Consider the following 23255-nt stretch of genomic DNA (forward strand, 5'->3'; position numbering starts at 1 on the left):
CCGAGGCATGTCGAGGCTGCACAATGAACATCGAGACGCGACGGTTCACCATCGACGGGAGCAGCAACGCCCAGGGCTCCTGCCGTCTCTGCGGCATGCCGCTGCGCCGCAGCATGGTGGACCTCGGCATGTCGCCGCTGTGCGAGAGCTTCCGGCGGCCCGAGGAACGCGACACCATGGAGGCGCATTTCCCGCTTCATGCGCTGGTCTGCGAGACCTGCCTGCTCGTGCAGTTGAAGGCGTACGTGACGCCGGAGCACATCTTCCACGAGTACGCCTACTTCTCATCCTACTCCACAAGCTGGGTCGCGCACGCCAAGGCCTATTGCCACGCCATCGCCGCGCGCCTCGGCCTCGGCGCGAACAGCCTGGTCGTCGAGCTCGCGAGCAATGACGGCTACCTGCTCCAGCACTTCCTGCCGATGGGTATCCCCGTGCTCGGCGTCGAGCCGGCGGCCAACGTCGCCGCGGTCGCGCAGGCCAAGGGCATCCCGACGCTGGTGGAGTTCTTCGGCGTCGCCATGGCGAAGCGGATGCTCGAGGAAGGCCGCCAGGCGGACCTCGTCGCCGGCAACAACGTGCTGGCGCAGGTGCCCGACCTCAACGACTTCGTCGGCGGCATCCGCATCCTGCTGAAGCCGGAAGGCGTCTGCACGCTGGAATTCCCGCACCTCGAACGGCTGATCGAGGAGAACCAGTTCGACACGATCTACCACGAGCACTTCTCCTACTTCTCCTTCCACACCATCCTGCGCATGGCCGAGCAGCACCGGCTGAAGGTCGTGGATGTGGAGGAGCTGCGCACGCATGGCGGCTCGCTGCGCGTTCATCTCGCGCGCATCGAATCCACCCGGCCCGTGGCCCCCGCAGTCGCCGCCCTGCGCGCGCGGGAAGAGGCGGGCGGCGTGCGCGACATCGCGACCTACGAGGCCTTCGCCGAGAAGGTGAGGCGCACCAAGCGGCGCCTGCTCTCCTTCCTCATCGCCGCGAAGGAGGACGGCAGGCGCATCTGCGGCTACGGCGCGCCGGGCAAGGGCAACACGCTGCTCAACTACTGCGGCATCGGCACCGACTTCCTGGACTTCACCGTCGACCGCAACCCATACAAGCACGGGCTCTTCACCCCGGGCATGCACATTCCGATCCTGCCCGTCGAGGCGATCGACGAGGCGCGGCCCGACTACGTCCTGATCCTCCCCTGGAACCTGCGCGACGAGATCGTCGCCCAGATGCGCCACATCGGCGACTGGGGCGGGAAATTCGTGGTGCCAATCCCGGAAACGACGATCATCGACCCGAAGGAGATGCCGGCATGAAGGTCGTTCTCTTCTGCGGTGGCCTCGGCACGCGCATCCGCGAATATTCCGAGAACATCCCCAAGCCGATGATCCCGATCGGCCAGCAGCCGATCATGTGGCACGTGATGCAGTACTACAGCCACCACGGGCACAGGGATTTCGTGCTCTGCCTTGGCTACAAGGCGAACGTGGTGAAGGAGTTCTTCCTCAACCACCGCCACGAGACCTTCGCGGACTGCGTCGTCACCGGCGGCGGCGCGCAGGTCGAAACCCTCGGCCGCAAGCGTGACGACTGGCGCGTCACGATGATCGACACCGGCATCTGGCGGAACATCGGCGAGCGGCTCTGGGCGGTGCGCGAGCACGTCCGCGGGGAGGAGATGTTCCTCGCCAACTACAGCGACGGCCTGACCGATCTCGACCTCGGGGAGGTCGTCGCGCGCTTCAAGGCGAGCGACAAGATCGGTTGCTTCGTGGCCGTGCGCCCGCCGCTGACCTACCACCTGGCCGATATAGGCGAGAACGGCGAGGTGCAGGCCTTCCGCAGCTCGAACCGCGCGGACATCTGGATCAACGGCGGCTACTTCGTCTTCCGCAAGGAGATCTTCGACTACATGCGCGACGGCGAGGAACTCGTCCTCGAACCCTTCGACCGGCTGATCCGCGAGGGCAAGCTCATGGCCTACAAGCATGAAGGCTTCTGGCGCTCGATGGACACGCTGCGCGACCGCCAGGTGCTCGAGGACATGGTCGAGCGCGGCGAGATGCCCTGGCTGCCCGGCGACTACGCCGGCAAGCGCCAGCCGAGGCTCGTCGCCGCGGAATGAAGGGGCTGCGCCTCGCCGGGGCAGGGGAGGGGCTCCGGGTCCTCTGCCTCGGCGCCCATTCGGACGACATCGAGATCGGCGCCGGCGGCACCCTGTTGGAATGGCAGGCGCAGGGCATGCGCCTCGATGTCCATTGGTGCGTCCTCAGCGCCATCGGGCCGCGCGCCGAGGAGGCCTCCGCCTCGGCCGCAGCCTTCCTGGCCGGCGCCGCGGCGAGCAAGGTCGAACTGCTGGAATTCCGCGACGGCTATTTCCCCGCGCAGCGGGAGGCGATCAAGGAATGGATGCAGGACCTTGCCCGTCGCCTGCGCCCGGATGTGGTGCTGACCCACAAGGAGGATGACGCGCACCAGGATCACCGCCTGGTGCGCGAGCTGACCTGGAACGCCTTCCGCGACCAGGTCGTGCTGGAATACGAGATCCCGAAATGGGATGGCGATCTCGGCCGTTCCAACCTCTACGTGCCGATCTCCGCCGCGGCGATGGAACGGAAGCTCGCGCTGCTCGACGAGCATTTCGCGACCCAGCGGAGCAAGGACTGGTTCGACCGGGAGACCTTCCTCGGCCTCGCCCGGCTGCGCGGGATGGAATGCCGCGCGCCGGACCGCTACGCGGAAGGCTTCGTGGCCCGGAAGCTGCTGCTCGCGTGAAGGTGCCTGAAGGCGTCTGCGACAGCGCCTGAAGGCGGCGGCCAATCGGGTCTGGTGATGGGGGCCATCAGCACGCCGCCATGGCGGCCGCGGCGCGCCATGCCGATACTCCTGCCCGAGCCAGGAGAGCCGCCATGAGCACCCTCGACGAAGCCGATCCGACCTGCCCCGAGCCGCCGCCGGGCCTCGAGCATGTCATCATCCCCCGTGCCCATGACGTCGGCGGCTTCGAGGTGCGCCGCGCCTTGCCGGCGAAGGAACGGCAGATGGTCGGCCCCTTCATCTTCTTCGACCAGATGGGGCCGGGCGAGTTCCTCTCCGGCAAGGGTCTCGATGTCCGGCCGCACCCGCATATCGGGCTGTCGACCGTCACCTACCTCTTCGAGGGCGAGATCCTGCACCGCGACAGCCTCGGCAGCGCGCAGCCGATCCGCCCCGGGGAACTCAATTGGATGACCGCCGGACGCGGCATCGTGCATTCCGAGCGGACCGATCCGGCGCAGCGCAGCCAGAAGCGGCGGATGTTCGGCATCCAGTCCTGGGTGGCGCTGCCGAAGCATGCCGAGGGCACGACGCCTGGCTTCGCCCACCACGAGGCCGGCGAGCTGCCGCTGGTCGATGACCAGGGCGTGCGCATGCGCCTGATCGCCGGGGAAGGGTGGGGGCTGCGCGCGCCGGTCGCCGTCTCCTCGCCGCTCTTCTACGCCGATGCCGCGCTGTCCGCGGGGGCGCGGCTGCCGTTGCCCGAGGGCCACGATGAGCGCGGCGCCTACGTCGTCGAGGGCAGCGTCGAGGTGGCGGGAACGCAGTTCGAGGCCGGGCGGATGCTCGTCTTCCACGCCGGAGATGCGCTGGCGCTGACCGCCGGGCCCGGCGGTGCGCGGCTGCTCATGCTGGGCGGCGCCGCCATGGACGGGCCGCGCTACCTCTACTGGAACTTCGTCGCGTCCTCGCGGGAGAGGCTCGAACAGGCCAAGGCCGACTGGAAGGCGGGTCGCTTCCCGAAGGTGCCGGGGGACGAGAAGGAGTTCATCCCGCTCCCCGAGGAACGCATCGCGGTGCGGGCGGAAACCCGCCCGGCCTGAGGGACCGTTGAAAAGTCAGGCACCGGCCCGCACCCCGACCCGGCCACCCATTCCCGCATACTGGCATGGGTGCCCGGCTGGGGGTGCGGGCCGATGCCGGACATGGAAAGGCGCCGCAGGGCGCTTTTCCAGGCGGACTTTGAGGGCGCCTGGTGTCCCGGCTCCGACGTCCTGGCCACTCCGGAATCAGGACACTGGCCGCTGTCTTAGGCGGCCTGCTTGTCCGCTTCGCTCGCTGGAGATCCGGCGAACCGCCCAGGCAGGAGACTAGCGCCAGCCGAGGGCGAAGACGGCGGTCTGATCCGGCCCGTTGCGCCGGCACCGGGCGCCGAGGAAAGGCGCCCCGGTCGCGTTGACCGCGCGCACCGCGTCACGGAAGGGGCTGCAGGCCAGCCGGCCGGCGATCTGCCGTTCGGTTTCCGGCAGCCCCGCGGCCCCCTCCGGCCAGACGGCGCGCAACAGCCGCCGGGCCTCGTCGGCGTGGCCGGCATAGATCAGGCAGACGGCGATCCGGGCGGCCTCGACACCCGGATGGCGGGCCCGCCCGCCGGGGCGCGCCGCCCAGTCGGCCGCACGCAGCGCGGTGATGGCCGCCGCACTGTCCGGGTAGGTGGCGAAGCGTTGCTCCGGCGGCGGCTGATCCTCCGGCGCCGCCATGTCGGTGCAGGCGGTGCCGAGCGCCGCCGTGACCGGGCGCCGCATGGCCGCCGTGTCAGGCTCCAGGGCTCGGCCCGTCCATCGGAAGGGGACCGTAGGGCTGAGGTCTGCCGCGAGGCTGACCGGGGCCTCCCAGAAGTCGAAGACCGCATCGGAGAGCAGGATTGCCGGCCCGCCCGGCGGCGAGAGCCGGACCTCCTCCGGCTCCCGCTTGCCGAAAGGCAGGGATGCGACATGTGCCAGCCCCTGCGCGCCCTGCCGGAACAGGTGCAGGGTCCAGCAGCAATAGGCGCCGCCGGTCCAGCCGGTAACGCCGAGGGCGGTCTCGTTCTCTCCGATCGGGACTGGCGCGCCGTCCCGGAAGGTCTCGAAGCGCTGGGCGCGGGCCTGCCAGGGTGTTCGGCCGCGGCGCGAAAGGCGCAGCACTTCGCCGTCCATCGCCTGGGGCACCACCAGGACCCGGCCGGCGGCGCCGGCATCGATCAGCGTGCGCCGCGGCTGGGCGGAAGCCTCAATCAGTGAGAAAAGCCCCAGGAACAGGCAGAAAGCGACCGCAAGGCGCATCTGATCTCAAGCCTTCCGGCGCTCAGCACGCTTGGCTGCCAGCCACAGATCCTCCATCCGACTCAGATCCGTATCCGCAGGAGTCTTTCCTTCAGAAACCAAGTATTGCTCAATGTATCCGAAGCGTCGGACGAATTTACGGTTGGCCCCGCGCAGGCATTCCTCAGGGTCCAGGTCGAGCTTCCGCGCCAGGTTCGCCAGCACGAAAAGCAGATCCCCGACTTCGTCCCGCAACGCCGCAGGATCCGCATCCTTGGCATGTTCTTTCAACTCGGCCCTCAGCTCGGCCGCTTCCTCCTCGAGCTTGTCGAGCACCGAGGCAGCATCCGGCCAGTCGAAGCCGACCCGCCCCGCGCGCTTCGTCAGTTTGGCCGCGCGGGTCAGCGCCGGCAGGCCAACCGGGATGCCCGCCAGGGTGCCTCCCTCGGCCCGCGCAACGCGCTCGGCCGCCTTCTGAACTTCCCAGGCGGCGTTCTGCTGATCCGTGGTGCGCGCCTCTTCCTCGCCGAAGACATGCGGATGGCGCCGGATCATCTTGTCCGCAATGGCGCCGGCGACCTCCCCGAAGGCGAACCAGCCGCGCTCTTCGGCCATGCGCGCGTGATAGACGACCTGAAACAGCAGGTCCCCGAGTTCGTCCAGGAGCCTCGCGGGGTCGCCGGAGGCGATGGCCTCCTCCACCTCATAGGCTTCCTCGATGGTGTAGGGGGCGATGGTCGGGAAGTCCTGCTCCTGGTCCCAGGGGCATCCGGTCTCGGGGTGGCGGAGCCGGGCCATCACCTCCAGCAGGCGGGCGAGGGCGGCTTCGGGGTCCTGCGGCATTGCGGCTCCGTGGGGCTGATCCTGCCTGTCCTCACCCGGCCGCCGCCGTTCGGCAAGCCCGCGGGGTGGTGTTGCAACGCCGCAAGCCACGGCGGAGAGTGACGCCCCGAAGCATGCCGCGCCGAGGAAGGACCCTGCGCCCGATGTCGAAGGTTCGTGTCGTCTGTGGGCATGACTGCCCGGACATGTGTTCCCTGCTGGCGGAGGTTGAGGACGGCCGCATCACCCGGATCCAGGGCGACCCCGAGGACCCCTACACGGCCGGATTCGCCTGCGCCAAGGTCAACCGGGACATGGAGACGGTGCATTCCCCGGATCGCCTCCGCACCCCGCTGCGCCGCACCGGGCCCAAGGGCAGCGGGCAGTTCGCCCCCATCACCTGGGATTCGGCGCTCGATGAGATCACCACCCGGTGGAAGGCCATCATCGCCGAAAGCGGGCCGCAGGCGCTGCTCGGCTATGCCTATTCCGCCCATCAGGGGCAGATGAACCGGCGGCTGGTCGGCGGTCTCTTCCACGCTCTGGGCGCCAGCCGGCTGCAGGCGGGCACGGTCTGCGACACCTGCTGCGAGACCGCCTGGGACCTGACGCTCGGCCCGGTCGGCGGGACGGACCCGGAAAGCGTGGTCCATTCCGACCTGGTCATCGCCTGGGGCTGCGACCTGATGGCGGTGAACGTCCATTTCTGGGCGCTGCTCGAGAAGGTGCGCAGGACCGGCGTGAAGCTGGTGGTGATCGACCCGCGCCGCAGCCAGACCGCCGCGCGCGCCGACTGGCACCTGCCGATCCGCATCGGCACGGATGCCGCGCTCGCCTGCGGCATTGCCCATATCCTGCTGCGCGACGGCAAGCTGGACCGCGACTACATCGCCGCGAACACGCTCGGCTTCGACCGCTGGGCGGCGGAGGTGCTGCCCGATTTCCCGCCGGCACGGGTGGCCGGGATCACCGGCCTGCCGGTGGAGGACGTCGAGCGGCTCGCCGCCATGTACGGCGCGGCGAAGGCCTCGCTGATCCGCCTGGGCGAGGGCATGACGCGCCTTGCCCGCGGCGGCCAGGCACTGCGCGCGGTCGCGACCCTGCCGGCGCTGACCGGCGCCTATGGGCGGGAAGGGGGCGGGGCGCTGCTGCTCGCCGCCGCCTCGATGGATTTCCGGTTCGGCTTCGTGGCCAAGCCCTCCGGCCCGGAAACCTCGCGCATGGTCAACCACCTGGCGCTGGGCGAGGCGCTGGAGGAGATGGCCGACCCGCCCATCCGCGGCCTGTTCATCGCCGCCAACAACCCGGCGGTGACCAACCCCGACGTGAACCGGCTGCGGCGGGCGCTGACGCGCGAGGACCTCTTCACCGTGGTCCACGACCCCTTCATGACCGACACGGCGCGCTACGCCGACATCGTGCTGCCGGCCACGACCTATCTGGAAACCGAGGATTTCTACCGCTCCTACGGCAGCTATCGGATGCAGTACGCCCCGGCCGCCGTACCGCCGCAGCACGAAGCCCGATCGAACTTCCGCCTGGCGCAGGAACTCGGGCAGCGCATGGGCCTGACCGACCCGGCCTTCACCATGGCGCCGAAGGAGATCGTCCCGCACTTCTTCCGCGGGGCCACCGGCATCATCGCCGATGTCGATCCCGCGCAGGTCTTCGAGCGGACGGTGAAGGTGAAGCCGCCGGCGGCCCAGGACTTCCGCACGCCCTCCGGCCGGCTGGAGATCTGGTCGGAGGCGCTGGCGCAGCAGGGCGTGCCGGCCATGCCGGTCTGGCAGGAGGACGCGGCCGAGGCCGCCGACGCCGCCCGCTGGCCGCTGCGGCTGCTGACGGCGCCTGGCTACTTCCAGGCACATACGGCCTATGCCGCCTCGCCCTTCCTGCGCAGGCGGGAAGGCGCCCCCTGCGCCATACTGCACCCGCAGGACGCCGCACGCCGCGGCCTCGCGGACGGGCAGCGCGTGCGCCTGTTCAACGACCGCGGGGCGGTCGGGCTGGTGCTGAAGGTGAGCGACGAGGTCCAGCCCGGCGTCGTGCTCGTCCCCGGCCAGCGCCCTGATTCCGAAGCAGTGAACGGTACGGTGAACATGCTCTGCGACGAACGACGGACGGATATCGGGGAGGGGGCCTGCTACCAGTCGACCTTCCTCGACATCGCCCCCTGGACCGCGACGGAGGCCGCCTGATGACCGACCTCGCGACGCTGTCCGCCGTTGAGCAGGCCAGCCTGATCCGTCGCCGCCAGGCTTCCCCGGTCGAGGTCACCCGGGCGGTGCTGGACCGCATCAAGGCCTGGGAACCGCGGATCAACGCCATGGTGGTGCTCGACGAGGAGCGCGCCATGGAAACCGCCCGCGCGGCGGAGACGGCGGCGATGGGCGATGGGCCGCTCGGCCCTCTGCACGGCGTGCCGGTGTCGGTGAAGGACATCACCGCGGTCGCCGGGCTGCCGACGCGGCGCGGCTCCCGCCTGTCCAGCCCCGCGCCGCTCGAGCATGATTCGCCCATGGTTGCGCGCCTCAAGGCGGCCGGTGCGGTCATCCTCGGCAAGACCACCTCGACCGAGCAGGGCTGGACCGCGGTCAGTTCCAACCCATTGACTGGCCATACGCACAATCCGTGGAAGCACGGGCGGACGGCGGGCGGGTCCTCCTCCGGCGCGGCGGCGCTCGCCGGGGCAGGGTGCGGGGCGCTGCACATCGGCACGGACGGGGCGGGGTCGATCCGCCTGCCGGCGCATTTCTGCGGCGCGGTCGGGCACAAGCCGACCTTCGGCCTGGTGCCCTATGCGCCGGTGTCGAACAACGGCTCGCTCTCCCATGCCGGCCCGATCACCCGGAACGTGCCCGATGCCGCGCTCATGTTGGAAGTGATCTCCGGCCTTCATCCATCTGATCATACGACATTACCTGGCAGATTCAGCGCCGCCGATGCCACGGTCACGGACCTGCGCGGCCTGCGCATCGCCTATAGCCCGGACCTCGGCCATGCCCGGGTGGACCCGGAGGTCGTCGAAGCCGTCCATGCCGCCATCCCGGTCTTCGAGGCCCTCGGCGCCCGGGTCGAGGAAGTCACCCCGCCCTGGGGCCCCAAGGGGCCGGGTCTCGAACGCGACCTCTGGGGCCTTGCCATGCTGCCCTTCCTCGAGACCGATCCGGCGCGCCGGGCGGAGCAGGATCCCGGACTGGCGGCCTGCCTCGACGACTATGCCGGCATGACGCTGCAGCAGGCGATCTCGGCCCAGGCGCGGCGCATCGCCTATGCCGCCGAGATCGGCGACTGGTTCGCCTCCGGCTGGGACCTGTTGCTCACGCCGGCGGCCTCGGTCGCCGCCTTTGAAGTCGGCCGGCAGCGCCCGGCGGATTGGCCCCAGCACGCATGGGATTGGCTGGTCTGGGCGGAGTTTTCCTATCCCTTCGACCTCTCGCACGGGGCCGCGGTTTCGATTCCGTGCGGGCGGACCGGGGAGGGGCTGCCGATCGGCCTGCAACTCGCCGGACCGCGCTGCGCCGATGCGCTGGTGCTGCGGGCGGCGGGCGCCTTCCTCGAAGCCCAGCCTTTCGCGCCGGGCTTCGCGACCCTGTGATGCCGGGCAGCGCACCGCCGCGCGGCGGTGCGGCCCGCTCCGGCGGAGGCTCCGGGGGCGACGCATCGATGGCCTGCCCGCACTCGCCCTGACGGCTGCACGGGCCCGGCGCTTCCTCGAAGCCGTCTGGCCCGCCCGGCACGGCGCCGATGGCGGCGTCCCTCCGGCCATCCCCTCGGCCGGGACCTGTGGCCGTTCGAGCCGTTTCCTACGGCGCGTCATCGATGAGGAGGGCGTGGGCGCCGTGCCGGGCGTGGGGGCGGTGCGGTGGTGCCGGCAGTGTCCTGGCATGCCGAAATGCCGCATAAGATGTATTATGGAATTTTTGTGATGCCCGCCGAAGGTTGGCGTTGAAGCGGATCGATAGGACGCCGTATCGTTCCCCACGTCGATGCTGCGGAGGCTGCCGTGCATCCAGATCACGCCCTCACGCTCTCCGTCGAGGCCGATCTGCCGGATACCGGCCTCGCCCGCCTCACCAGGGATCTCCTGCGGGATCTCGCGCGCGCCGGGGTCGATGGCCACACCGCCACAGGAATCGCTGGCCCGGGCGAACGCGGTGCCGTGGCCGATCTCACCGGCATCGTCCTGGACCGTCTCGCCGGCGGCACCGTGACCGCGATCGTCGAATGCCTGAAGGCCTATTTCATACGCGAACCGAGTTTCAGCCTCACCATCCGGCGCCCCGACGGCGCCGAGGTCAAGGTGGAAGCCCGCAACGTCGCCAGCGCCGAAGTGGCCGAGCTGTTCCGCGCCGCCGGGGCGCGGTGATGCGGCACGATCATGGCCCGCCGCCTCGCCTGCCTGATCGGGAACCAGACCTTCCGGCCGGAATCCGGCCTGGAGCCGCTGAAGGGCCCGCGCAACGATGTGGAGGCCCTGGCCAGGGTTCTCGGTGATCCTGACAGCGGCGGCTTCACGATCGAGACCTTCCTCGATCGCCCCAGCGCCGAGATCAAGCGCGCGCTCAACCGCACCCTCAACGGCGCCGAGCGGGGCGACACGATCCTCATCTTCTATGCCGGCCACGGCAAGCTGGACCGCCTGGGCAAGCTCTGCCTCGCCACCGCCGATACCGAGGAAGAGGCGCTCTACGCCACCTCGATCCCGGCGCAGAACCTGCGCGACATGGTGGACCACGCCCGGGCCGACTGCACCGTGCTGCTGCTCGACTGCTGCTACAGTGGCGCCTTCGGGGGCCATCGCGGCGACGTCTCGAGCGAGATCGCCAGCCTCGCGCGCGAAGCGAGCGGCCTCTACGTGCTCACGGCCTCGACCGCGGTGCAGACCGCGAAGGAAGGCGAGACGATCGCCGGCGGCATCACCCTCGGCCGCTTCACCGCCGCGATCGTCGGGGGCATCGAGAACGGCACGGCGGACCGCGACGGGGATGGCCGGATCTCGCTCTCGGACCTGAACCGGCATCTGCGCGACACCCTGCGGGAGCAGACGCCGCAGTTCTGGGCGCAGGAGGCCTCCGGCGATCCGGTCATCGCCCGGGTGCGGATCCTCGAGACGCCCGAGGAGAAGCGCCTCCGCCGGCTCGGCGCCTGGTTCGCCGAGGGCGGAATTCCCGACGCCCTGTTCCCCCGCATGGTGGATGCGGTCCAGGGGACGGGCGAGCCGCACCTGACGGCGCTGGTACGGCGGCTGCTCGATCAGGCGGACGCCAAGCCGGCTGCCCTGGTCGTTGCCTGGAGGGGCGCGACCGAGCCGAGGAAGAGCGATCCCCGGCCGGACCTGCCGCCCCCGGAAACCCCCATGCAGCGGCGCCGGAGCCTGCTCGACCGCTGGTATGCCGAAGGCGCCCTGCGCGAAGGCGAGTACTCCGTCTTCCTCTCTGCCGTCCGCGGCGAAGGGGACCCCGCCCAGGTCGCGCTCGTGCAACGGCAGCTCGACCGGGACGGCGCGAGCGCCAAGGCGCTCCGCGCGGCGTGGACGGCGGCTGCCGCGCCCGTGGCGAAACCGGTGCAGGCCCCGACGGCGGAGCCTGCACCCTTCGCCGCCGCGGCCCCGCCGGCCGAGGCGGCGGTGGCCCGCAGCCGCGGGCGGGACATCCTGATCGCCGTGGGCGCGGGTTTCGCTGCCGCGGTGGTGCTGATGCTGTTCGGGATCATCAGCAGCGATCCGGCCTTCCTGCTCGTTGCCATCCTTGCGGGCGCCGCGACCTACGGCGTGCGGCGCAGCCGCTAGAGAAGATCCCGGCCAATTTGCGCCCGGCGCCTGAGGGCACCAAAAGGCCGATGCCAGCGGTCGCGAATAGCGGCCGTTGGTATCAGATCTCCTCGACCTGCGAGACCCCCGGCAGCACCTTCATCGCCTGCATCACCTTCGGACCGATGTTGAAGCCGCCGGGCAGCGCGACCTCGACCTCCTGGCCGGGGCCCGTCCGCGGCACCAGCACCACCCGGCCACGGCCCCGGCCCTCGCGGGCCAGGATGGCGCGGATCGGCTCCACTGCCTCGGTCTGCTCCAGCCACAGCCGGATGCCGCCGGCGACGCCGTTCGCCGCCTTCTCCAGGGCCTCGACGTCATTGGCGGTCAGGCGCAGCGCCTCGCCCTCCATCCGCGCCTCGGCCGTGACCAGCACGGCGCTGCCTTCCGCCAGCAGCTCGCGTGACCGGTTCAGCACCTCGGAAAAGCAGGTCACCTCAAAGGAGCCCTGGGCGTCCGAGAGCCGCACCCAGGCCATCCGGCTGCCGGTCTTGGTCGTCCGCTCCTTGGCGTTCACCACCGTCCCGGCGAGCTTCAGCCGCGCCGAGCCCGCCCGCGCCCGATCCGCGATCTGCGCCGAGGGCGTCACGCCCAGCCGCTGCAGCGCCTTGCGGTAGGTGTCGAGCGGATGCGCCGAGAGATGGAAGCCGACCGCCTCGGCTTCATGGGCCAGCCGGTCCAGCAGCGGCCAATCCGGCACATCCGGCAGCCGCAACGGCTCATTTCGTTGCGCGTCCGCCCCGAACAGCCCGATCTGGCCGGAGCCGCGCTCCTCGGCCGTGGCCTGGGCACGGCGCAGGATCGTTTCGGCCCCGGCCATCACCTTGGCGCGGTTCTTCTCCAGGCTCTCGAAGGCGCCGGCGCGGGCCAGGTTCTCGATCTGCATCTTGTTGAGCAGCTTCGGATCGACCCGCGCCGCCAGGTCGGCCAGGGATTCGAACGGCCCGCCGCCGTCGCGCGCCTTCACCAGGTCCCGCATGGCGCCCTCGCCCACCCGCTTCACCGCGGCGAGCGCGAAGCGGATCGCCTGCTTGCCCTCCGCCGTCGTCTCCACGCGGAACTCGGCGCCGCTGCGGTTGATGTCCGGCGACAGCACGGGGATGCCGAGCCGCGCCGCCTCCTGCATATGCCCCGCGAGCTTGTCGGTGTTGGACAGGTCGAGCGTCATCGACGCCGCCAGGAAGGCGACCGGATGGTTCGCCTTCAGCCAGGCCGTCTGGTAGCTCACTAGCGCATAGGCCGCCGCGTGCGACTTGTTGAAGCCGTAGTCGGCGAAGCGCTCCATCAGGTCGAAGATCTCGGCCGCCTTGGCGGCGTCGATGCCGCGCTTCTCGGCGCCCTCGCAGAAGATCTTGCGCTGCGCCTCCATCTCGGAGCGGATCTTCTTGCCCATGGCGCGGCGCAGCAGGTCGGCGCCGCCGAGCGAATACCCCGCCAGGTCCTGCGCGATCTGCATGACCTGCTCCTGGTAGACCATGATGCCATAGGTCTCGGACAGGATGTGCATGATCGCCGGGTGCGGCGGCTCCCAGGGCTCGCCGAGCTTGCGCGCGCAATAGGCCGGGATGTTCGCCATCGGCCCCGGGCGGTAGAGCGCCACGGCGGCGACCAGGTCCTCGAAGCGGGAGGCGCGCATCTGCCTGAGGCAGTCCCGCATCCCCTGCCCTTCGAACTGGAAGACGCCGGCCGCGTCGCCCTTGGCCAGCATGGCGTAGGTCTTCGGATCGTCGAGCGGGATCGCCGAGATGTCCACCTCGATCCCCTGCTCGTGCAGGATGCCGAGGGCGCGCTCGATCACCGTCAGCGTCTTGAGGCCGAGGAAGTCGAACTTCACCAGGCTCGCCGCTTCCGCGTACTTCATCGAGTACTGCGTCACCAGCATCGGCGAGCGCGGATCGCGGTAGAGAGGCACGATCTCGACCAGCGGCCTGCGCCCGATCACCACGCCGGCGGCATGGGTCGAGGCATTGCGGTACAGCCCCTCCACCTGCTGCGCGATGTCGAGCAGGCGCGCGACCTGCTCGTCATTGTCGCGCATCTCCTGCAGCTTCGGCTCGCCCTCGATCGCCTGGGCGAGCGTCACCGGCTTGGCCGGGTTGAACGGGATCAGCGAGGCGATCTTGTCCACCTGCCCATAGGGCATGCCGAGCACGCGCCCGACATCGCGCACCGCTGCCTTCGCCTGCAGCTTGCCGAAGGTGATGATCTGCGCGACGCGGTCGGCGCCGTATTCGCGCACCACGTACTGGATCACCTCGTCGCGCCGGTCCTGGCAGAAATCGATGTCGAAGTCGGGCATCGACACGCGCTCGGGGTTCAGGAAGCGCTCGAACAGGAGCCCGAAGCGCAGCGGGTCGAGATCCGTGATCAGCAACGCCCAGGCGGCGACGGACCCGGCGCCCGATCCGCGCCCCGGCCCCACCGGGATGGGCGGCGTCTGCGCCTTCGCCCATTGGATGAAGTCCGCGACGATCAGGAAGTAGCCCGGGAAGCCCATCTTCTCGATGACGCCGAGCTCGTAGTCGAGCCGGTCGCGATAGACCTGCCGCTTCGCCTCGTCCGGTGCGGGGATCATGGCGTCGAGGCGCCGCTCCAGCCCCTCCTTCGCCATGGCGCGCACTGTCTCGGCTTCGGTCATGCCCTCCTTCACCTTGGGGCAGACCGGCAGTTCCGGCTTCTTGCTCTCCGCCATCACCGCGCACAGGCGGGCGATGGCGAGGGTGTTGTCGCAGGCATCGGGCAGGTCGGCGAACAACTCACGCATCGTCGCCGCCGGCTTGAACCAGTGCTCGGGCGTGACGCGGCGGCGGTCGCGCTCGGCCATGGTGCGGCCCTCGGCGATGCAGAGCAGCGCGTCGTGCGCCTCGTACATCTCGCGCCTGGCGAAGTAGACGTCGTTGGTGGCGACGATGGGCAGGTCGCGGCGTTGCGCGAGCGCGAGCAGCCCGCTTTCGATCACCTTCTCCTGCGGCAGGCCGTGGCGGTGCAGTTCGACCGCGAGCCGGTCCGGGAAGGCTTCCCGCAGCGCATCCAGGATGCGCGCCGCCGCATCACGCCGCCCGTCGCCGATCAGCCGGGCCACCGGCCCGAGCGTCCCGCCCGTCAGCAGGAAGATGCCCTGCGCATGTTCCCGCAGGAGGTCGAGCGTGATCGCCGGCCGTCCCGAGGGATCGTCCCGCAGGTAGCCCTTCGACGACAGCTTCTGCAGGTTCTCGAGCCCGGCCGCGTCCATCGCCAGTGCCACCAGCGGGTCGGGGTTCTGCCGCGCGACGTCCGGGCGGTCCGGATCGGCCTCCGCGCGCGTGAGGAACAGCCGGCAGCCCATGATCGGCTGCACGCCCTTCTTCGCGCAGTACTCGGCGAATTCCAGCGCGCCGAACATGTTGGCGCTGTCGGTCAGCGCCACGGCCGGCATGCCGTTGTCCTTCGCCAGGCTGGCGAGCTTGTCCGCCTTGATCGCCCCTTCGCTCAGCGAATAGGCGGAATGGACGTGCAGATGGATGAAGGCGGCGGCTTCGGACATCACATGACTCGCTTGAGCCGCCAGCCTAGCCCAGCGGCGGCCGCGGCGGAACGCGATGGCGCGCCGCGCCGCGCGCAAGCCGATGCTCCCCGCCGGGCCTTGCCTGGCAGGAACATGCTCGCCACCCGCCCTTCGCGGCACGTGGCTTGCTCGCCTTGCGCTGGTGTGGCGCCGCCCTCAGGATCGGCGCCGCACCCGCGCCTGTCCATGGAGCCTGCGATGACCCTGCGCCTGCTGCGCGCCTGCGCGCTGATCCTTCCCACGCTGGCCGCCGGTCCGGCCTTCGCCCACGGCGTCCATACCGAGGGCCTCGGCGCCGGCTTCGCGCATCCGCTGCTCGGCCTGGACCACCTGGTCGCCATGATCGCGATCGGCCTCTGGGCGGCGCAGTCGGACTTCGCGCGCGCCTGGGCGCTGCCGGCGGCCTTCCTCGGCGGCATGGCGGCGGGCATCGGGCTCGGCCTGTTGACGGAGCTGCCGGCCTGGATCGAGCCGGGCGTCGCCGCCACGGTGCTGGTGCTCGGCCTGGTGGTCGCGCTGGCGGTGCCGATGGGCGCGACGATCGCCCTGCCGCTCGCCGCCGCCTTCGGCCTGCTGCACGGCGCCGCGCATGGCGGGGAGATCGGCGGATCGGTGCTGCCGACCGCGCTCGGCATGCTGGCGGCTTCGGCGGTGCTGCATGCGGCGGGCTTCGCGATGGGCCGCGTCGCGGCGGGGCGCGTGGCGGTGCTGCGCGTCGGGGGCGCCGCGATCGCGGCATCGGGCGTGGCGCTGATCATCGCCGCCGGGTGATGCCGCGGCGCCGATCAGGGCCAGGGGCGGCGCCGCGCTCCGGGTCGTCGCCGCTCCTGCAAGGCGGGTCTGCGCCGGCGGCGAGAGGCCTGCGCCCTCCGGTCGGAGGCTCAGGGCTTCAACCCCTTCACCGCATTGGCCGTCGCGGTCGCGGTGATGCCGCCCGCGGGATCGATGGGCAGCCGGCTGCGGACGCGCTCCTTCAACGCCTCCGCCTCGGCGGCCGGAATGCCGGCCATGACCGCGCTCAACGCCGGGCCCTGCACGCTGGTGGTCCAGTAGGTGTCGAAATCCGCGAAGTGCCGCGAGACGGTGATCGGCCGCAGCGCGACGTCGCGCAGGCCGGCGGCCGACCAGAGCGCCCGCATGCTCTCCCGCCGTGACGCCTCGACGGATGGCGGCAACGGCACCGGCAGGCCGGATTCCCGCATCACATCCTGGATCACCGCGATGGGAAACCCCCCGCCCAGCATGTCCCAGGCATAGGCCGCGACCGTGCCGCCGGATGCGACCACCCGCGTCATCTCCGCCACGCCGCGGGCGGGGTCGGGCACGAAGAACAGGACCAGGGCCATGACCGCGGCATCGAAGCTGCCATCGGCGTAGGGCAGGTCCATGGCGCTGCCCTGCCGGAAACGGGCGGGCCGACCGGCGAGCCGATCGCGCGCGTAGGCAAGCTGGTCCGGCGAAGGGTCGATGCCCTCGACCAGCGCCGGTGCGCAACGGTCGAGCAGCAATTCGGTCGAGGCGCCGTTGCCGCAGCCGATATCGGCCCAGCGCAGGCCGGGGGCCGGCGCCACCCAATCGAGGAAGACATCCCCCGCCAGGCGGCTCCAGATCCCCATGAAGCGTTCATAGGCGGCGCCGTCGTTGAAGAGGATCTGGGGAGTCTCGGACATCGCCGCCCTCCTGTGCTGGCGGAGCGTCGCGGCGGCCAGCGTCCGGGATACGAGATGGGGACGGCGCAACCGCCTTCAACGCGTCGTGGTTTCCGGGCAGCGCATCAGGCCGCGGCTGCCTGTGCGGCCTCGAAGGCGGCCCGCGATTCACGGATCGCCTGCTGGTGCCGCGCCGCCCAATCGGCCAGCGGCGCCAGGGCCGCATGCAGCGAGACGCCCCGCGGCGTCAGCGCGTAGGTGACCTGCGGCGGGCGCCCATCGGTCACCCGGCGCGTCACCAGCCCGTCGCGTTCCAGCTGCCGCAATGTCACGGCCAGCATGCGCTGCGAAACCCCGTCGATCACCCGCCGCAGCGCGTTGAAGCGGCACGGGGCCTTGTCGAGCTCGGCGATCACCAGGACCGACCAGGCGTCGCCGACGCGATCGAGCACATCCCGGATCGGACAGTCGTGATTGACGGTGCGCGGGGCGGGCATCGGGTTCCCTCCGGGTAACCATGTGACGCGGAAATGGATCTATCGGAACCAGGTTACCAATCGTAATTGCCCTGCCCGCAACATTCCTGGCAAGGGCAAACCACATGGACATCCTGGTGATCGGCGCGAGCGGCATGATCGGCAGCCGGCTGGCGACGGAGGCGCTCTCCCGCGGCCACCGCGTCACCGCCGCGGCGCGCAACCCCGAGAAGATCGGGGCCCGTCCCGGCCTCACGCCGATGAAGCTCGAGGTGACGGACATCCCGGCGTTGTCCGCCGCCGCCGCGTCGGCCGATGTGGTGATCGCCGCCGCCAGCCCGCGCAGCACCGGCAATCCGGCGGCGGAGGCAATGGGCTACGCCGAAGCGCTGATCGCAGGCCTCGACGGCAAGCGCCTGGTGCTGGTGGGCGGCGCGGGCTCGCTGAACCTGGCCGACGGCAGCCCGGTCGCCGACCACGTGCCCGAGCCCTACAACGCCGAGGCCCGCGCCATGCGCGCCGCCTTCGAGCGCATCGCGGCGAGCGGCATCGACTTCACCGTGCTCGCCCCGGCGGGGATGGTCGCGCCGGGCGAGCGGACCGGGACCTTCCGCCTCGGCGGCCGCACGTTGCTGACGGATGCGGAAGGGCAGAGCCGCATCAGCGCCGAGGACTATGCGGTGGCGCTGCTCGATGAGGTGGAACGGCCGGCGCATCGCGGGATGATCTTCACCGCGGCGTACTGATACGGCGGGCCGGGCATTGTTGGAGGGGTGCTGACACATGGGCGCGAACACCCATGGCGCTGGTGATCGGAGAGGGGCTCTGCCCCTCTCCAAGCCTCACCCCGCCAGGGTGCAGTGCACCCTGGACCGGCCAGTAGCTGGTCCCGGCGTGACTGCCCCTCCGGCACGAAGAAGGGCGCTGCGAGCATGACGCCCGCGGGATATCCCGGGCGCCGGGCAAGGTGCTTCCTTCGTCGCCGCGGAATTCCTCCTCTGCCCGACACCGGGTGATGGTTCCCAAAGGCCTTTCGGCCTTTGGTGGGGTGAGGTCCGGAGAGGGGCAAAGCCTCTCTCCGGCTCCCACCTTCGCGCCAATGGCGCCAGGCCCCTCCGGCTGACGCCTTCAATCGGCCGGCTGTGCCGCCACGACCCGCCCCTCGCTCAGCGTCACGATCCGATCCATCCGCCCCGCGAGGTCCGGGTTGTGCGTCGCCACCAGCGCCGCGACGCCATGTCCGCGCACCTGGTCCAGCAGTTCCGCGAAGACCCGGTCCGAAGTCCCGACATCGAGGTTCCCCGTCGGCTCGTCCGCCAGCAGGATCCGTGGCCGGTTCGCCAGCGCCCGCGCGATCGCGACACGCTGCTGCTCGCCCCCCGAGAGCTTCCCCGGCCGGTGCCCCTCCCGCCCCGTCAGCCCGAAGGCCGCGAGCAGTTCCCGCGCCCGCGTCCTCGCCGCGCCGCGCGCCACGCCGGCGGCCATCTGCGGCAAGGCGATGTTCTCCTCCGCCGTGAATTCCGGCAGCAGGTGATGGAACTGGTAGACGAAGCCGATCGTCGTCCGCCGGATCGCCGTGCGGGCATCGTCCGACAGCGACCCCGCGGCGCGGCCTTCGACGAAGACCTCGCCGCCATCGGGCCTTTCCAGCAGCCCGGCGAGGTGCAGCAGCGTGGATTTGCCGGTGCCCGAGGGCGCCACCAGCGCGACGATCTCGCCCGCCGCCAGGGCCAGGTCGGCGCCGCGCAGCACCGCGAGGTCGCCGGCCCCGGATCGGTAGCGCCGTTCCACGGCGGCCAGCCGCAGCGGGAGTTCACTCATCGCGCAGCGCCTCCACGGGATCCGTCCTCGCCGCGCGCCAGGAGGGATAGAGCGTCGCCAGCAGCGACAGCAGCAGCCCGAGGCCGACCACCTGGGCCACGTCCCAGGGGTCCACCACGGCCGGAATATGGGTGAGGAAGTAGATCTGCGGATCGAAGATCGTGGTGCCCGTCAGCCGCATCAGTGCCTGGCGGATGGTTTCGAGATTGGCGCAGAAGGCGAGGCCGAGCCCGAGCCCGGCCAGCGTGCCGAGCCCGCCCACCGTCGCCCCGCAGAGCAGGAAGATGCGCAGGATCGCCCCCCTGCCCGCGCCCATGGTGCGCAGGACGGCGATGTCCTTCCCCTTGTCCTTCACCAGCATGATGAGGGAGGAGACGATGTTGAACGCCGCGACCAGGATGATCAGCGCGAGGATGAGGAACATCACGTTCCGCTGGACCTCGACGATCTCGAAGAAGCCGCTGTTCGCACCCTGCCAGTCGAGGATGGTGATGCGCCGTCCGGCCAGCGCGCGGCGGATCGCCGATGCGGCGTCCTCCGCCGCGGCCGGGTCGCGCAGATGGACCTCGATCTGGCTCGCCGCGCCGGGTCGCTGGAAGAAGAGCTGCGCGGCCGGCAGCGGCAGGAACAGGAAGCCGCCGTCGTACTCCTGCATCCCGGCCTCGAAGAGCGCGACGATGCGATAGGGGCGCAGCCGCGGCACCGTGCCGAAGACCGTGGTCCGCCCTTCCGGGGAGACCACCGTGATCCGGTCACCCACGCCGAGATCGAGCCGCCGCGCGAGGACGGTGCCGATGACGATCGCATCCTCTCCGCCGAAATCGGCGAGGCTCCCGGCGCGGATATTGTCGGCGATGATGCCGCGCGCGCGCAGGTCCTCCGGTGCGATGCCGCGCACCAGGCCGCCGGCGGACAGCCCCGCGTCCGTCGTCAGCAGCACCTGCCCCTCGAGCACCGGGGTCGCCTGCGCGACCTGCGGCAGGGCGCGGATGCGCGCGGCCGCCTCGGGGTAGTCACGCATCGGGCCTTCCGCGGCGACCACGCCGAGATGCCCGTTCACCGCCAGGATCCGCCCGAGCAGCTCCTGCCGGAAACCGCCCATCACCGCGAGCACGACGATCAGCGTGCCGACGCCGAGCGCGATGCCGAGCAGCGAGAAGCCTGCGATCAGCGACACCGCGCCCTCTCCGCGCGCGCGCAGGTAGCGCGCCGCCACGGCACGCTCGAAGGCGCCGAAGATGCGGGCCTCAGCCATGGCGCAGCGCCTCGGCCGGGTCGATCCGCGCGGCGCGCCAGCTCGGGTACAGCGTCGCCAGCAGCGACAGGCCGAAGCCGGTCGCGACGATCACCGCGACGTCGCGCACCTCGATGACGGAGGGCAGTTGCATGAGGAAGCGCAGCTCGGCGCCGAACAGGCCGGTTTCCTCGAGCCAGGCGAGGCCGCGGCGCAGCGCGGGGAAATTGGCGGCGACGCCGAGGCCGAGGGCGAAGCCCGCCAGCGTCCCGCCGCAGCCGATCGTCGCGCCGCAGAGGATGAAGATGCGCAGCACGGCACCGCGCGGCGCGCCCATCGTGCGCAGGATGGCGATGTCCCGCCCCTTGTCCTTCACCAGCATGGTCAGGGAGGAGACGATGTTGAAGGCCGCCACCACCACGATCAGCGTCAGGATCAGGAACATCACCTGCCGCTCCACCAGCACCGCAGCGTAGATGGAGCTGTTGGCGTTCTGCCAGTCGGCGACGCGCAGCCCCTGCCCCGCGAGGGCCGCGCGCAGTTCCGCCGTGACCGGCGCGACGCGGGACGGGTCGGCGAGCAGGATCTCGACCTGGTTCACCGCCTCCCCGAGGCCGAACAGCGACTGCGCGGTGGCGAGCGGCACGAAGATCGTGCGCCCGTCATATTCCGGCATGCCCATGTCGAAGGAGGCGACCATGCGCAGGCTGCGCTGGCGCGGCGCGGCGGTGAAATCCCCGCCGCGCGCCTGCGGCAGCACGACGGTCAGCGTGTCCCCCGGCATCAGGCGCAGCCGCGCCGCGAGCCGGGCGCCGACCACCACGGTATCCTCCGCCCCGAACTCGGCGAGGTCGCCGAGGCGGAGCCCGCGCCGGATGACAGGACGCGCGCGCAGCGCCTCCGGAGGCAGGCCGCGAAGCTGTGCCGCGGCTGCGCCGCCGCCCGGGCCTGTCACCAGCACCTGGCCTTCCACCGCCGGCGCGGCCTGCACGAGCCCCGCGATCCCGTTCAAGCGGGCCAGGATCGCCTGGGGGTCCTCCAGCGTGCGGCCGCGTTCGGGCTGCACGGTGAGGTGCCCGTTCAGCCCGATGATCCGCGCCATCAGGTCCTGCCGGAAGCCGTTCATCACCGAGGTGACGATGATCAGCGTCGCGACGCCGAGGGTGATCCCGACCAGGGAGAACAGCGCGGTGATCGAGACGAAGCGTTCGCCCTTGCGCGTGCGCAGATAGCGGAAGGCGACGGCGCGCTCGAAGGCGTTGAACATCGGGCCGTTCAGGCCCCGCGGATCTTCGCGATGGCGTCCTCGAGCGAGACCTCGATACGTTCGCCGGTGGCGCGGCGCTTCAGCTCCACCTTGCCGGCGGCGGCGCCGCGCGGGCCGATGATGGCCTGCCAGGGGAAGCCCATCAGGTCGGCATCGGCGAACTTCTCGCCCGCCCGTGCGCTGCGGTCGTCATAGACCGCCTCGTCGCCGAGCTTCGCGTAGAGGTCCTCGCACATCGCATCCGTCGCGGCGTCGCCCGGGCGCAGGTTCAGGATGGCGGCAGCCCAGGGCGCCACCGCGTCGGGCCAGCGGATGCCGGCCTCGTCGTGGTTCGCCTCGATCAGCGCGCCGACCAGGCGCGAGACGCCGATGCCGTAGGAGCCCATCTCCGGGATCACCGGCATGCCGTCCTGGCCCGCGACGGACAGGCCGAGCGGGGCGGAATACTTGGTGCCGAAGAAGAAGATGTGGCCGACCTCGATGCCCCTGCCCTCGCGGCGACGGGCTTCCGGAACCTCCGCCCAGGCGGCCGCGTCATGCATCTCGTCCGTCGCGGCGTAGTTGGTGGTCACGCGCTCGAAGAAGGCCTTCAGCCCCTCGACATCATCATTATCCACATCGGCGCCCGCCCAGTCCGTCGTCTCATAGGCCGCGTCGTAGAAGACGCCGCTCTCTCCGGTCTCGGCGAGGATGATGAACTCGTGCGAGAGCTTGCCGCCGATCGGCCCGGTATCCGCGCGCATCGGCACCGCTGTCAGCCCCATGCGCTGGAAGGTGCGCAGGTAGGCAAGGAACATCTGGCGGTAGGAGTGCTCGCCACCTTCCTTGTCGAGGTCGAAGGAATAGGCGTCTTTCATCAGGAATTCGCGGCCGCGCATCACGCCGAAGCGGGGGCGGACCTCGTCACGGAACTTCCACTGGATGTGATAGAGGTTGCGCGGCAGGTCCCGGTACGACTTGGCGAAGGACTTGAAGATGTCGGTGACCATTTCCTCGTTGGTCGGGCCGAACAGCATCTCGCGCTCGTGCCGGTCGCGGATGCGCAGCATCTCCTTGCCGTAGTCGTCGTAGCGGCCGGATTCCTTCCACAACTCGGCCGGCTGGATGGTCGGCATCAGGATTTCCTGCGCGCCAGCGCGGTCCTGTTCCTCGCGCACGATCTGCTCGACGCGGCGCAGCACGCGCAGCCCGGCCGGCAGCCATGCGTAGATGCCGGCCGAGGTCTGGCGGATCAGACCGGCGCGCAGCATCAGCCGGTGGGAGGCGATCTGCGCCTCGGCGGGGGTCTCTTTCAGCGTCGGCAGGAAAGCGCGGGAGAGGCGCACGGGCGGTCCTTTGCGGCGGGAATCGCCGGGGAACCTAACGGCGGAGGGCCCGGGCCGGAAGGGGCGCCGGCGCTTCCGGTGATTCGGAAGAAGCCTACGTGCAGGGCATGCATCACGACATTTTCGTGCGTCTCTGGGCGGAAGGCGCTAATTTCTGCTTGAGATGCATGCAGGCGCAGCCTAAAAAAAGGGGCCGCGCCCGAGAAGGTCGCGGCCCAAGTTTAGGGAGGAAACGCCAGTCACAC

At 70.7% G+C, this 23255-nt stretch carries 19 protein-coding genes; 10 read left to right on the forward strand and 9 right to left on the reverse strand.

Going from position 1 to position 23255, the window contains the following annotated elements:
- The first annotated feature begins 23 nt into the window (after window positions 1-23).
- The 4 genes from GXW74_RS01085 (at window position 24) to GXW74_RS01100 (ending at window position 3860) form a co-directional block, all read left to right on the forward strand.
- Window positions 24-1316 (forward strand): class I SAM-dependent methyltransferase, encoded by a 1293-nt coding sequence (locus GXW74_RS01085; protein WP_211844417.1) that lies wholly within the window; start codon window positions 24-26, stop codon window positions 1314-1316.
- On the forward strand, window positions 1313-2125 hold the full coding sequence (locus tag GXW74_RS01090; protein ID WP_211844418.1) for a glucose-1-phosphate cytidylyltransferase: 813 nt from the start codon (window positions 1313-1315) through the stop codon (window positions 2123-2125). The genes GXW74_RS01085 and GXW74_RS01090 overlap by 4 nt, the downstream gene beginning before the upstream one ends.
- Window positions 2122-2775, forward strand: coding sequence for a PIG-L deacetylase family protein (locus GXW74_RS01095; RefSeq protein WP_211844419.1), 654 nt, complete (start codon window positions 2122-2124; stop codon window positions 2773-2775). The genes GXW74_RS01090 and GXW74_RS01095 overlap by 4 nt, the downstream gene beginning before the upstream one ends.
- A 134-nt stretch (window positions 2776-2909) precedes the next feature.
- Window positions 2910-3860: a pirin family protein gene (locus tag GXW74_RS01100; protein WP_211844420.1), complete on the forward strand. Its 951-nt coding sequence runs from the start codon at window positions 2910-2912 to the stop codon at window positions 3858-3860.
- 267 nt (window positions 3861-4127) lie between these two features.
- Here GXW74_RS01100 and GXW74_RS01105 read toward each other — a convergent pair whose 3' ends face one another.
- Together GXW74_RS01105 and mazG are read right to left on the reverse strand one after the other, a co-directional pair.
- Complete coding sequence (locus GXW74_RS01105; protein WP_211844421.1) at window positions 4128-5081, reverse strand: hypothetical protein; 954 nt, start codon at window positions 5079-5081, stop codon at window positions 4128-4130.
- A 6-nt stretch (window positions 5082-5087) separates the two neighbouring features.
- On the reverse strand, window positions 5088-5903 hold the full coding sequence (gene mazG / locus GXW74_RS01110) for a nucleoside triphosphate pyrophosphohydrolase (RefSeq protein ID WP_211844422.1): 816 nt from the start codon (window positions 5901-5903) through the stop codon (window positions 5088-5090).
- A 143-nt stretch (window positions 5904-6046) separates the two neighbouring features.
- On the opposite strand from mazG, the gene GXW74_RS01115 reads away from it, so the two are divergent.
- The 4 genes from GXW74_RS01115 to GXW74_RS01130 all read left to right on the forward strand — a co-directional run bounded on the left by GXW74_RS01115 (window position 6047) and on the right by GXW74_RS01130 (window position 11673).
- Window positions 6047-8080 carry a molybdopterin-containing oxidoreductase family protein gene (locus GXW74_RS01115; protein ID WP_211844423.1) on the forward strand — a complete coding sequence of 678 codons (2034 nt, stop codon included), beginning with the start codon at window positions 6047-6049 and terminating at the stop codon, window positions 8078-8080.
- Window positions 8080-9480 (forward strand): amidase family protein, encoded by a 1401-nt coding sequence (locus GXW74_RS01120; RefSeq protein ID WP_211844424.1) that lies wholly within the window; start codon window positions 8080-8082, stop codon window positions 9478-9480. The genes GXW74_RS01115 and GXW74_RS01120 overlap by 1 nt, the downstream gene beginning before the upstream one ends.
- A 408-nt stretch (window positions 9481-9888) precedes the next feature.
- Entirely contained in the window at window positions 9889-10251 is a 363-nt protein-coding gene (locus GXW74_RS01125; protein ID WP_211844425.1) for an effector-associated constant component EACC1, read from the forward strand.
- Between the two features lie 12 nt (window positions 10252-10263).
- Window positions 10264-11673 carry a caspase family protein gene (locus GXW74_RS01130; protein ID WP_211844426.1) on the forward strand — a complete coding sequence of 470 codons (1410 nt, stop codon included), beginning with the start codon at window positions 10264-10266 and terminating at the stop codon, window positions 11671-11673.
- A gap of 82 nt (window positions 11674-11755) precedes the next feature.
- Here the strand turns inward: GXW74_RS01130 and dnaE are convergent, their stop codons facing one another.
- Window positions 11756-15217, reverse strand: coding sequence for a DNA polymerase III subunit alpha (gene dnaE / locus GXW74_RS01135; RefSeq protein ID WP_211844427.1), 3462 nt, complete (start codon window positions 15215-15217; stop codon window positions 11756-11758).
- Window positions 15218-15436: 219 nt separating this feature from the next.
- On the opposite strand from dnaE, the gene GXW74_RS01140 reads away from it, so the two are divergent.
- Window positions 15437-16009, forward strand: a complete 573-nt coding sequence (locus tag GXW74_RS01140; protein WP_211844428.1) for a HupE/UreJ family protein — start codon at window positions 15437-15439, stop codon at window positions 16007-16009.
- Window positions 16010-16119: 110 nt separating this feature from the next.
- Here GXW74_RS01140 and GXW74_RS01145 read toward each other — a convergent pair whose 3' ends face one another.
- Both GXW74_RS01145 and GXW74_RS01150 read right to left on the reverse strand, forming a co-directional pair.
- Complete coding sequence (locus tag GXW74_RS01145; protein ID WP_211844429.1) at window positions 16120-16908, reverse strand: class I SAM-dependent methyltransferase; 789 nt, start codon at window positions 16906-16908, stop codon at window positions 16120-16122.
- A gap of 104 nt (window positions 16909-17012) precedes the next feature.
- The gene (locus tag GXW74_RS01150; protein WP_211844430.1) at window positions 17013-17384 is read right to left on the reverse strand and encodes a winged helix-turn-helix transcriptional regulator; all 372 of its coding nucleotides are present in this window, start codon (window positions 17382-17384) and stop codon (window positions 17013-17015) included.
- A 104-nt stretch (window positions 17385-17488) separates the two neighbouring features.
- Between GXW74_RS01150 and GXW74_RS01155 the strand changes: the two genes are divergently transcribed.
- The gene (locus GXW74_RS01155) at window positions 17489-18109 is read left to right on the forward strand and encodes an NAD(P)-dependent oxidoreductase (RefSeq protein WP_211844431.1); all 621 of its coding nucleotides are present in this window, start codon (window positions 17489-17491) and stop codon (window positions 18107-18109) included.
- A 382-nt stretch (window positions 18110-18491) separates the two neighbouring features.
- Here GXW74_RS01155 and GXW74_RS01160 read toward each other — a convergent pair whose 3' ends face one another.
- Genes GXW74_RS01160 through proS form a run of 4 tightly spaced genes read right to left on the reverse strand, consistent with a single transcriptional unit; the run spans window position 18492 to window position 23010 of the window.
- Entirely contained in the window at window positions 18492-19184 is a 693-nt protein-coding gene (locus tag GXW74_RS01160) for an ABC transporter ATP-binding protein (RefSeq protein ID WP_211844432.1), read from the reverse strand.
- Window positions 19177-20424 carry a lipoprotein-releasing ABC transporter permease subunit gene (locus GXW74_RS01165; protein ID WP_211844665.1) on the reverse strand — a complete coding sequence of 416 codons (1248 nt, stop codon included), beginning with the start codon at window positions 20422-20424 and terminating at the stop codon, window positions 19177-19179. The genes GXW74_RS01160 and GXW74_RS01165 overlap by 8 nt, the downstream gene beginning before the upstream one ends.
- 7 nt (window positions 20425-20431) lie before the next feature.
- The gene (locus GXW74_RS01170; RefSeq protein ID WP_211844433.1) at window positions 20432-21685 is read right to left on the reverse strand and encodes a lipoprotein-releasing ABC transporter permease subunit; all 1254 of its coding nucleotides are present in this window, start codon (window positions 21683-21685) and stop codon (window positions 20432-20434) included.
- A gap of 8 nt (window positions 21686-21693) precedes the next feature.
- Window positions 21694-23010 (reverse strand): proline--tRNA ligase, encoded by a 1317-nt coding sequence (proS, locus tag GXW74_RS01175; protein ID WP_211844434.1) that lies wholly within the window; start codon window positions 23008-23010, stop codon window positions 21694-21696.
- Between the last annotated feature and the right edge of the window lie 245 nt (window positions 23011-23255).

Origin of the sequence: Neoroseomonas eburnea, from assembly GCF_018129005.1 — a bacterium.
Lineage (GTDB): Bacteria > Pseudomonadota > Alphaproteobacteria > Acetobacterales > Acetobacteraceae > Neoroseomonas > Neoroseomonas eburnea.